Raw genomic sequence first — 10,929 nt, 5'->3', positions numbered from 1 at the left:
AGAATTTGTCCACAATGCAGTTCTCAAGCTACGAAGAAGAATGGTCGGTTTAGGGGCAGACAAGGCTATCGGTGCAATGCGTGCGGCACGCAGTTCGTTGCCAAATCAAGGAGCATTCCCCTTCAGAGAGTTCTCTGGAGACAATACGTATGGGAACGTCAGACGGCAAGGCAACTGGCAGTTAAGCATAATCGGAGTGAGAAATGGATTAGACAGCAGCTGGAACGGATAATCGTTGCTCCGCCGCGACGGCAACCGCAGCCGGTTGTCGTGGTAGCTGACATGACCTTTGTGAAACGAACCTTCGGCGTCTGCGTCCTCCGGTCGCCGCATTTGAAACAAAATCTCATCTGGAGGGCTGCGCTCACTGAAACCGCAAATATATATCATGAACTCCGGTGGAATCTTGAATGCCAAGGGTTTGAGCTGCAGGCAGCCGTAATTGATGGAAAACCAGGCATTCTTGAGGCATTCTGGGATATTCCTGTACAGTTGTGCCACTTCCACCAGATTGCCATCGTGACTCGGTATCTGACCACCAGGCCGAAACTTTCTGCCGGTCAGGCACTGAGGCATCTTGCATTGCGCATTCCCACCATCGATGCAGATGAGCTGGCATCGCTCTTGAGCGCATGGCACGCCCGCTTCGGATCGTTCTTAAGTGAAAAGACGTACAATCCTATGACTAAACGATGGTTCTACACGCACCGACGGCTACGGTCAGCCTATCGAAGCCTTATCAGAAATCTCCCCTTGCTGTATACGTACCAGAAATATCCTGAACTTAAGATTCCGAATACCACCAACTCCTTAGATGGAACGTTCAGCCACCTCAAAGATATGCTACGGATTCACCGTGGATTGAAAGGAGTGAGAAAGCTGAAAATGATCGATGAAATTCTTTCTAAATAGCCTTACGAATTTACCATTAAGCCAAAAAAATTTATCCCGTCATTGTTGTTTATTTTTGCACTTTTCTATATACCGCAGTGCTTCCTCCTGATCGAGAAAGCGCTCTACCTGTATTTTTTTGTTGGGTAGGTGATCAAAGACATGTGATACGAAGTCGCTTAATGATTTCTTCACACTGTCATCTATTCCAATATTCTCGTCAGGAAAAATCGCGAGAATATTATGATCTTTCTCTTCTGTATCTCCTTTCGACTGATTCCACGTCGTTTCAATTTGTTCCATTAAACCAATTGGAGCGCATTCGATTATTTGCCCACTCTGTAATTTTTTATTTGTGACAACAAAGCAGTCGAGATTATCGCCGTCTCCACTCGTGGTGTCTAGAATAAACCCATAAGGGTAGGGGTATTTTCTCGATACTGTAACGGTCTTCTTGTACTCGAGCGTTCTCTCGTTATAAATATTTTTTTGGTCAGTACCAGCCTCGTTTTCGATAAAAACTTTCATAATGTTGAAAAGAGCAATTTTTTCAATTTCCGATAACTTATCTCTAATTGAGCTATGTTTTTTATTTAACAAATTTGTAGGCCTGCGCCTCGGACCATGGCTTTTTTTCTTTTGCCGCGGTTATGGCTTCGTGCAAATCTCGGCGAAGGCGCCATTCATTCACTGATCGTGCCACCAGCACGGTAAGGCCGGCAATAAGCGTTTCCATTGTGCCCAGCATTGCCAATATCCAGCCGTTATGGGTCAAGGGAGGGAAGAAGAGGAAGATGCTGCCGGCGATGAGGGGAGAGCAGACGGCGCCGATGAGAAGTCCAAGGCGCGCAGGATTGGTAAAATCCTGGAGGAATGCGAGTTTCCATATTTCTTTTGACTTAAGTGGAGGGAATTTGCGGTCATTGATCAGCCCCACGACGCTCTCGTGGTACATGCGTATGCTCTGGACTGCGGTGGTGAGGGAAAGCGCAACCGCCGACCCGCCGAACACGATGCCCGCAAGAAACATCCTTCCCGATTCAATGATGTGCTCCACCCTGAACGCGCCATAGGTGGCCAGAATAAACACGGGAAGGAGAATCTTGGAACGGGCGGCGAGTTTCTTCCATGCAAATCCAGAGCCGCGCAGGGCGGTAAGCTCCGCCACTTCGGCGAGCACATCATCAGTGGATGCCGCAAACACTTTGCCCATGCCGCGGGCATACACCTCTAGGATATGGGTAATTGGCCCGATGATGATGAGTGCCTTGATGATTGCTTGGGCAACGGCGGTGCGCTCGTGGGCATTGTCCGCAATGATTCGCTCGACAATGTAGTGGATAGTGAGGGGATAGAGCTCTTCATTGAGGCGGCTTATGAGTATCATTTCCTCTTTGCGAGTGCCTTCATTCACTTCGTCAATAAGCACAAACCGTTTGAACGCAAAGCGCTCTTTGAGGATGGTCTTCACGCATTCGTCCAGGTCCACGCCGTCTTTCAACGCAAGGGCGCGTTCATCATCAGAAATATGCGGTTCTTGCTGGCTCCAGAGCATTTGCGGGAGCCAGGTCAGAATCATGCGGTGCTGGGACCGCACAGACAATTCGTTCACGGCGTGCAGCACATTTTTGGGGGGAAATTTTGATTGTCCTGATGCCGATCGCTTTGCCGCCTGAAAGGAGTATTTTTAATTCCGTAAACAGCGCAGGATTTTTTTCACGAATATATTGAAGCTCCAAGGGAAGCGAATCTTCGTGCTCCAGTTCCTGAGGGTACGAGAGTACGCGCACGCTGTAGGTTTCATGGGGATTCTCGGAGCGATACCGTTTCCAAATGGAGGTGAGAGACATGTGAGATGAGAGAAAGGTGATGTATACTATTATAGTGGACACCGCGCTCATTGTCCATGAGCATTATGGAAAAATATTCAATCATATTTGACCTTGACGGCACGATCGCCGATACTCTTGAGCTGACGTTTCAAGGTTTGAATCGCGTCTTAACCGAATACGGCCGGGCGCCTTTAATCCGCCAGCAATTCGAGAGCTTGCGCGCCATGACGCCGCGGCAAATTATGAAACAGTTCAGAATATCATATTTTCAGCTGCCGATCATCATCGCGCGCATGCATGCCGAACTCCGCACGGGCATGAAAGACGTGCAGCCTTTTGCGGGCATGAGTGCGCTCCTTCTTAGCCTCCATGAACAAGGGGTTGCGCTCGGGCTCCTTACTTCGAATGCGCAGGAAAATGTGCAGGATTTCCTCACGCGCCATCAGCTTACCTTTTTTGATTTTATTCATGCGGGTACGGATATTTTCGGCAAGAGCAGAAAGTTGAAAAAAATAATCAAAGAAAAACGCCTTCTACAGGGGCATATCGCGTATGTGGGGGATGAGGTGCGGGATATTACCGCGGCACGCAACGCGCGCGTCACTTCAATTGCAGTAACATGGGGATTCAATACGCGCTCGATTCTGGAAGCGCAGCGCCCTGACTATCTCGCAGAATCGCCAAAGGTATTAGAGGATATTATTGGGCAGATTCTTTAAGCGAGAAGGGATTAAAGCGAGTCGCAGTATCGTAGAAGTCAACTTGTTCGCGCCGCTTTAATGCGCCGGTAAGGAGATAGGTCAAGGGAGTGCATAAAATTTCGATTCCTACCTTGAAGATATAGTTTGAAAGCATGATGCTAATGAGAAGTTGTCCGGAGAGGATGCCGGAAAAAGCGACGAGGACAAAAAGCGCGGTATCAGCTCCTTCCCCGAAAATTGTCGAGGTGATGGTGCGGAGCCACAACAATTTGCCCGAGGTGGCAATTTTTATTTTTGCGAGAATGACCGAATTAATGAATTCACCTACCAAGTAGGCAAGGACGCTCGCCGTTACAATGCGGGGCGTAAGACCGAGAATTGCGTCATACGCGCCTTGTCCTTCCCAGCCTGACGCGGAAGGAAGCGCGCCTACTGCCATGAAGGTGAGCGACGCGAGGATGATCATGGCAAAACCTGTCCAGATGACGCGGCGCGCGCGGGCATACCCGTATACTTCGGTGAGAATATCGCTGAAGATGTAGCTCAAAGGAAAGAGGATCGTGCCGCCGTCGAAGGTGAAAGGCCCCAGAGACAGAATCTTGCTTGAGGCGATATTTGAGACCAGAAGCACGGTCACAAAGAGCGCGGTGATGGCGTTGAGATATTTATAATTTTTTTCCATTTGCGGTTGATTTAGGTGTGATAAGTGTAGGTAATGTAGCATGAAAGTTAAAAGAGGTATAGAGGGAGACTCTACTAATGATAGTTCAGAAAACGTAATTTTTAGGTCATGGCTTGAAAATTACGTATGTTGACTTGTTGATAGGAACGATAAGCGGAGCAAGGGAAGATATTATCCACTGTATTTATTTTTCTCTTTGGGTATAATAGAGGGAGTAAGGGCGCTTAAAAAATAACATTTCTTTAACTACAAGGTTTGGCCTTGTTTTCCGGAACTATAATGTCAATAGGTTGGATATGTTATTTTTTTACGGCGCCTAAGGAAGAAGTGAACTTTTCTAGCCATGGCTAAAAATATACGTAGATACACTCACCAATCTATGACAATAAAAGTGCTCCGCGGGGTGGCAACTGCGGGTTTGATTATTCTTGCGGCACAGTCGCCCCTGTTCGCGGCACGTCTTTGGAAGGGCATTTTTAATGACCTCAAAGAGGGAAACGTACGAGAACGAAAACGATTATATGACGCATACACTTATTTAAAACGATGTGGAATGCTTCAAGTGAAGTATCGGGGACAGCAGATGTTTATATCATTGACCGCAGAGGGGAGGAAGAAAGTGGGGAAGGATGATATTGATAAGCTCGTTATTGTGCAACCAAAGGGGTGGGATGGGCAATGGCGGCTGTTGTTGTTCGATGTGCCTACACGAGAAAAGAGCAAGCGAGAGGCGCTGCGCGGAAAACTCATTGAGCTCGGGTTTACCATGCTTCAGAAGAGCGTATGGGTGCATCCGCATGAGTGTGCGAATGAAGTCGCAATTATAAAACGGTTTTTTGGTTTCGATGATAGTGCAGTGAAAGTCATCCCCGTCCCTCATTTGGGGGGAGATGAGGGCAGACTGATGAAGTCATACGGGTTAACGACAGCGCATACGTAATTTTTTAGCCATGGCCTCAAAATTAAGTATGATACGTTATGTTTAAAAACACGCTCCCGTACATCAGCAATCCGATTGAAGAATTCAAGGATTTCAAGTTGGTGAGCTGGGAGCGGGACATCTATCCGCAGTTTAAGGGTAAGGTGAAGCAGGACGAGATTGATTTCTACGTGGATATCATTGAACAGCAGAACCTGAAGAGTATTATAGACTTTGGGGTGGGAGGGGGCTTAGAACTTTCCGGAATTCTTGAGACACTTGGGCGTAGAAAGTATGCCTGGACGCGTGCAGAAGCAAATGAAGTGGATGATGGGTTTATTGAGCAGTCAGGCGCGCTTTTTTGTACAAAACGGCAGCACATTCTCATTCACCATGCAAACTGGCTCGATCTGCCCAAGGCTGATCCGCCGTATGAGGGCACCTTTGATTTCGCTTTATTAACAGGCAATTCTCTTACTTACATCGGCGGAGGCACGCGGGAATATACGAAGAAAGCGCAACAGATTATCGTGAACAAATTTGCCCAACTTATCGAGCCAGGGGGGTATTTTTTTATCGATTCGCGAAATTATGATTATATTCACTCTTTAATGAATTTACCCACCGATCATATTTTCCAGCATTTCCTCTTTGACGATTCCATATATTATCACGGCCGCGTGCTTGTCTTCCCTGCTTATATCAGCGATACTGTCGTCGTGCTCCATTATTATGACAAAGATAGAAAAGTGTGGAGCAAGCTCGATCTCTATCCTATTTACCAGCACGACATGATCGATATTTTAAGCAAGGATTTTACCGTCGAATGCGTTTATCATGATTTTAAAAAAGAAATAAAGGAAAAGAGTCTTTTCATCCAGTATTTGGCAAGAAGAAAATAACGTATGTCATACCAGTGGAATATCGCAGAATCTATACAGGAAAATTTTTTACAAGGTGTACACCCCTCTGTTTTAGTGCGGCAGGTATTGTGGAATAGAGGGTTGAGGACGGATGAGGAGGCACGCAGGTTTTTAAAACCGGATTACCATCGCGATCTCCATGATCCGTTCCTTTTCCGCGATATGGAGAAGGCGGTGGCAAGGATTCTCAAGGCGATTGAGGGAAAAGAGCGTATCGTGATCCATGGCGATTACGATGCGGACGGCGTCTGCGCGAGTGCGATACTCGCCACCACCCTTGAATTTTTAGGCGGATCCCCGCGCGTGCACCTTCCCCATCGCATGCGCGATGGGTACGGGCTACAGACGCGCACCGTCGAATCCCTGGCGGGGGAGGGCACTAATGTGCTTATAGCGGTTGATTGCGGGATTGCGAATGCGGATGCGATTTCGTATGCCGCGAGCCGCCATATCGATACCATCGTGGTGGACCACCATCGCGCGCCGGAAACGCTTCCTGCCGCGCACGCAATCATCCATTGCGATATCCCTGGCGAGCCGTATCCTTTTCGCAAGTTATCGGCAGGAGGCGTCGTCTTCAAGCTTGCCCAAGCCATTTTAAGGACTGCGAGGTTTAAATCCCTGCATTTGAGCGAGCGCAATGTGGAAGCATTCGAGAAATGGCTTTTGGACCTCGTGGCGATCAGCACGGTGGCGGATGTCATGCCTTTGGTGGGCGAAAATAGGACTCTGGTGCATTATGGGCTGCAGGTCCTCTCGCGCAGCCGGCGGAGAGGACTGTCAGCGCTGATGCGGAATGCAGGATTGCTCAAGAGTGCAGAAGGGTTTAACGGGAACGGGCGAAGTTTGAGCGCGCGCGACATTGCGTTTGGTATAGCGCCGCGTCTCAATGCCGCCGGCCGCATCGAGCATGCGTCCCTCGCGTATGATCTCTTGCGCGCGGAGGAGGAAACGCAAGTGGAGGGATTAGTGCAGCAACTTGAGCGGGTCAATCAGAATCGGCAGCAAGCCACGGAGAAGATGTTTGCGGAGGCGGTCGTGCAAATTGAGCGCATGGACGATGCGCCGCTCATTGTCGTGGCAAAAGATGACTGGTCCGTGGGGCTGGTCGGGCTGCTCGCGGGGAAATTGGCAGATGAATACGCAAGGCCGGTATTTGCGATAGGGGGCATGAATGGCGGCTGGACAGGGTCTTGCCGCGCCGTGCCGGGATTTGATTGTATCGCGGCATTGGCGGACATCGCCTCACACCTTGCGCACTGGGGAGGGCATACGGATGCGGCAGGATTTACGCTTTCAGAAGGCGTTACTCCTGAAGCGTTTCGGGAAATGATTATGGCAGCCACATCTCTGCGCGCCTTTGTCCCCCAGGGGCATGCCATGGACATTGACGCGGTCGCCACGCTTGAGGAGGTGGATGAGCAGGCCGTGGAAGCGCTTGAGGCGTTCGCGCCGTTTGGGGAAGAAAATCCAGTACCGCTCCTGCTCACCACGCGCTGCCGCGTCAGCGAGGTTTCTCTGGTAGGGAAAGAGGGCAATCATGTAAAATGCACGGTGGTGAATGAGCAGGGAAGCGCACGTCGCGCGATCGCGTTCGGCCATGCGGACGAGGAGATTCAGGTGCTGCAGGAAGGAGCATTGGTGGATGTGGTGTATGAGCCGAAGATCAATGTGTGGAAGGGGAACAGTGCGGTGGAGCTGTATATCAAAGATTGCAGATTAAGTGAGTAATATAGAGTGATTTATTTTATTGCATCATTTCTTTCAATGACGCTCGGCAACTGACAATTTTACTCGGCCCCAGTACCATCCGCTTAAGGCGGAGGTACGGGGTAAACGTCGCTCATTCGAGAGCGCCCCTGCCCCGTAGGGAAGCGAAGCTTCTCCTATCGGGGTTTCCGCCTCGAAAATTGCAGTTTCCTCGCTAAGTAAATTTTTAATAAATAGTATGAAAAATAATTTCATTATTTACACCGACGGGGGGGCGAGGGGGAATCCCGGGCCTGCGGCGATCGGGTATGTGGCATTTGCCGTGAAGAAGGGAGGAGCGCTCCAGGAGTTGAGGCGCAAGGGAGAGACGATTGGCACTGCGACCAATAACCAGGCGGAGTACCGTGCACTCATCGCCGCGCTTGAATATGCGCTGACTCATACGCCGGATGCGCTCGAGGTGCGCCTTGACAGCGAGCTGGTGGGGAAGCAGCTGCGGGGAGAGTACCGCGTGAAGGATAAAGACTTAAAACCGCTCTACGCGCAGGCGAAACTTTTGGAGACGCGGTGCAAGAGCGTGAGCTATACGCTTATTCCGCGCGAGCTGAACAAGGACGCGGATCGGGAAGTGAACAGGGCGCTTGATGCTTGACGAGAGTTACTTTGTAGCGTTGAATACTTAAAAAGCGAGGGCCGCGTCCCTGAAGCATGTTTTTCCTCACCCAATGATATATGAAATTGGAAAAAATGATTTCATACGCCGCCTCGCGTTTTTTTCTTGACAAAAGTCGTTATCTGGATTAGCGTGCATAGTGCCTTTCCAGGAAGGCAAGAAGGCCGCCCCGCCTAAATTTTGCTTAAGGGAATATGGTGCCAATAAAAGAAGGTGCATTTCATGGAGAGAGAAATAGCAGTTTTTTTCTGGAGCAAAACTTAGGCGGGGAGGAAAGTCCGAGCACTCCCCAATGCATTAGGGAAATAAGCAATCGCTAACAGCGATCGGGAGCAGTCCGCACCTTACTCGATATATCGATATTTCGAAATGTCGATAAGGGCCAGCGGATGAAGCCCAGGGAAAGTGCAACAGAGACAATACTAACCCATTGCTTCGCAATGGTTCGCGGACACACGCAGACAATCACGCAGACCTACGCAGACAATGTCCGCATCCGTCAGCGTCCCAGTCAGCGTCCGTCAGCGCACTGCGGCGGAGCAGTGAGTAAAAGGTGAAAAGTACCTTGGTGTATTTGTGGGCAGCAATGCTCACTGATGCTACAAGGTTCCGTACGCGGCGACGCGTATTGGTTGCAAACCCTGCTTGAGTGAAAGGAGAGAAACCTCCGTGCCAGTTCCGCAGCAATGCGGAACGCAGACAGATGGCCTTAACTCGCGCATCACCTTACCGGTGAACCGCGGGAACAGAACTCGGCTTACCACCCTTCCTGGAAGGGTTTTGTTTTTGTACGGACCTTGATTATTCCGGTATAATGGTGTATAGATAGGTGTTCCATTTATTTTCTTTCTGGATTCCCGTCGGAGTTTACCCCGCACCGAGATGCGGGGCGGGAATGACAGTGAATATGCGCAGATCAGATATCATCTTCACCGCCGCGCTCGTGCCCGTGGATTACATTGCCATCGTGGGGGCCGCGTCGGCCGCTTACTTTCTCCGGTATGCGGAGTTTTTTCAGCGCGTGCGCCCTGTGGTGTTCAGCCTTCCTTTCGGTGAGTATTTTCCGCTCGTGCTGGTATTCGCGGCCGTGTGGATTGCGCTCTTTGCATTTTCCGGTCTGTATGCGATGAGAGAAAGGAAATTCTCCGGAGAGATACGACGGGTTGCGCTTGCCTGCTCGACCGGCACGTTAGCCGTGGTACTTGTGTTTTTTTTCTCGCGCGAGCTTTTTTCGTCGCGGTTCATGATACTGGCATCATGGGGGTTTGCAGTGGTGTTCGTGCTTGTTGAGCGATATGGTATGCGGCTCTGCAAGCGCGCGTATTGGAAGCGGGGTAAGGGGCTCCATGAAGTGGCCTTAATAGGCGATGATGCGACTGCGCGGGCATTGCTTTCCTCCCGGTTCGGGTCATTATCAAGCGGGCACAGAATCGTGCAGCAACTCCCGAGGTGGGACGAGGCGGGAGAGCGCGCATTGCGCGCGTATGTGGATGCGGGGTGCGATCTGGATGAATTGGTGCTCACGGATACTGATATTAGCAGGGAACGCATGAAGTCACTTATGGATTTTTGCACCGCGCACCAAGTGGGGTTTAAATATACCGCGGAGCTTTTGGGAGGGCAGAGCTCGAATATAGGAGTGGATCTCATTGCCGGCATTCCCATCATCGAAGTACGTGCGACGAGGCTCGATGGATGGGGGAAGGTGTTGAAGAGGCTGTTTGACATGTGCGTTGCGTTCGTCGGACTGCTCTTGTTGGCGCTGATTACGGTGGTGGTGGGGGCGGCGATTACATTAGACAGCCGCGGCCCGGTGTTTGTGGGACTGGAGAGGATTGGCGCGCGCAGGAAACGGTTTATTCTTTATAAGTATCGCTCGATGGTCGCGGGCGCACATGAGATGAAGGGGGAACTGGTCGCGCAGAATGAGCGCAATGACGGGCCGCTTTTTAAAATGAAGAACGACCCGCGCATTACCCGCGTCGGTCGGTTTTTGCGCCGCACGAGCATTGACGAACTGCCGCAGCTGTGGAATGTATTGAAAGGCGATATGTCGCTCGTGGGGCCTAGGCCGCATGAGCCGCAGGAGGTGTCGCAGTACGAGACGCCGCAGAAAAAATTGCTCACCATTCGCCCCGGCATCACCGGCATGGCGCAAGTCTCCGGCAGGACCGACCTCACGTTTGCCGAGGAATCGCGCATTGACATGCTCTATGTGGAGCAATGGTCGCTGCTTTTAGACATCATTATTATGCTGAAGACGCCGTTTGTATTAGTGAGGAATAGAGGGGTGTAATAGTTTAGCTTAGTCATGACTTAAGAAAGGAAAAATAATTGAACGGTCGGAATCCGTGAGGAGACTGACCGTCCTTTTTTGTGTTCACGATTTTAACTTCTTGATTATTTGGTCAAGGGCATAGATGACGAAGAAGAGACCAACCGTAACCGATTCTTGGAAGATACTGGTTGGGCTGATTTCTATGTTGAACAATTCTCTTCCGACACCTAAATTAATGAACACGATAAAGAGGTAAAGAGCTATCCTAAACATTGGTATTCCTTTCAGTTGGTTCAACATAGTTTTGCAGAGAGAGAGAG

General features: G+C 50.1%; 11 protein-coding genes and 1 other RNA gene. 8 read left to right on the top strand and 4 right to left on the bottom strand.

Annotation, left to right across the window (positions count from 1 at the left end; all coding sequences use genetic code 11):
- Nucleotides 1–912: transposase (locus WC659_06210; protein ID MFA4873490.1), on the top strand; the 912-nt coding region annotated here is incomplete at its 5' end.
- A gap of 39 nt (nt 913–951) precedes the next feature.
- Here the strand turns inward: WC659_06210 and WC659_06205 are convergent.
- From WC659_06205 to WC659_06195, 3 genes are all read right to left on the bottom strand, one after another.
- Complete coding sequence (locus WC659_06205; protein ID MFA4873489.1) at nt 952–1,419, bottom strand: inorganic diphosphatase; 468 nt, start codon at nt 1,417–1,419, stop codon at nt 952–954.
- A gap of 61 nt (nt 1,420–1,480) precedes the next feature.
- The gene (locus WC659_06200; protein MFA4873488.1) at nt 1,481–2,470 is read right to left on the bottom strand and encodes a hypothetical protein; all 990 of its coding nucleotides are present in this window, start codon (nt 2,468–2,470) and stop codon (nt 1,481–1,483) included.
- Nucleotides 2,412–2,741, bottom strand: a complete 330-nt coding sequence (locus WC659_06195; GenBank protein MFA4873487.1) for a hypothetical protein — start codon at nt 2,739–2,741, stop codon at nt 2,412–2,414. The genes WC659_06200 and WC659_06195 overlap by 59 nt, the downstream gene beginning before the upstream one ends.
- Before the next feature lie 65 nt (nt 2,742–2,806).
- Between WC659_06195 and WC659_06190 the strand changes: the two genes are divergently transcribed.
- Entirely contained in the window at nt 2,807–3,442 is a 636-nt protein-coding gene (locus tag WC659_06190) for an HAD-IA family hydrolase (GenBank protein ID MFA4873486.1), read from the top strand.
- On the opposite strand, the gene WC659_06185 is transcribed toward WC659_06190, so the two are convergent.
- Nucleotides 3,423–4,106: a queuosine precursor transporter gene (locus tag WC659_06185; GenBank protein ID MFA4873485.1), complete on the bottom strand. Its 684-nt coding sequence runs from the start codon at nt 4,104–4,106 to the stop codon at nt 3,423–3,425. The two genes, WC659_06190 and WC659_06185, sit on opposite strands and share 20 nt — an antisense overlap.
- 379 nt (nt 4,107–4,485) lie before the next feature.
- Here WC659_06185 and WC659_06180 point away from each other — a divergent pair, with 379 nt between their 5' ends.
- The 6 genes from WC659_06180 to WC659_06155 all read left to right on the top strand — a co-directional run bounded on the left by WC659_06180 (nt 4,486) and on the right by WC659_06155 (nt 10,627).
- Complete coding sequence (locus WC659_06180; GenBank protein MFA4873484.1) at nt 4,486–5,046, top strand: hypothetical protein; 561 nt, start codon at nt 4,486–4,488, stop codon at nt 5,044–5,046.
- Nucleotides 5,047–5,084: 38 nt separating this feature from the next.
- Nucleotides 5,085–5,927, top strand: a complete 843-nt coding sequence (locus WC659_06175) for a hypothetical protein (GenBank protein MFA4873483.1) — start codon at nt 5,085–5,087, stop codon at nt 5,925–5,927.
- Nucleotides 5,928–5,930: 3 nt separating this feature from the next.
- Nucleotides 5,931–7,679 (top strand): single-stranded-DNA-specific exonuclease RecJ, encoded by a 1,749-nt coding sequence (gene recJ, locus WC659_06170; protein MFA4873482.1) that lies wholly within the window; start codon nt 5,931–5,933, stop codon nt 7,677–7,679.
- 217 nt (nt 7,680–7,896) lie between these two features.
- The gene (locus WC659_06165; protein MFA4873481.1) at nt 7,897–8,310 is read left to right on the top strand and encodes a ribonuclease HI family protein; all 414 of its coding nucleotides are present in this window, start codon (nt 7,897–7,899) and stop codon (nt 8,308–8,310) included.
- Between the two features lie 169 nt (nt 8,311–8,479).
- Nucleotides 8,480–9,107, top strand: an RNA gene (gene rnpB, locus WC659_06160) — RNase P RNA component class A.
- A 131-nt stretch (nt 9,108–9,238) separates the two neighbouring features.
- Entirely contained in the window at nt 9,239–10,627 is a 1,389-nt protein-coding gene (locus WC659_06155; GenBank protein ID MFA4873480.1) for a sugar transferase, read from the top strand.
- Nucleotides 10,628–10,929 lie beyond the last annotated feature (302 nt).

It is taken from the genome of Patescibacteria group bacterium (genome assembly GCA_041645165.1).
In the GTDB taxonomy this organism is placed as follows: Bacteria; Patescibacteriota; Patescibacteriia; order 2-02-FULL-49-11; family 2-02-FULL-49-11; genus 2-02-FULL-49-11.
The sequence above is the reverse complement of the archived record's forward strand: the minus strand, read 5'-3'. Positions and strand labels throughout refer to the sequence as shown.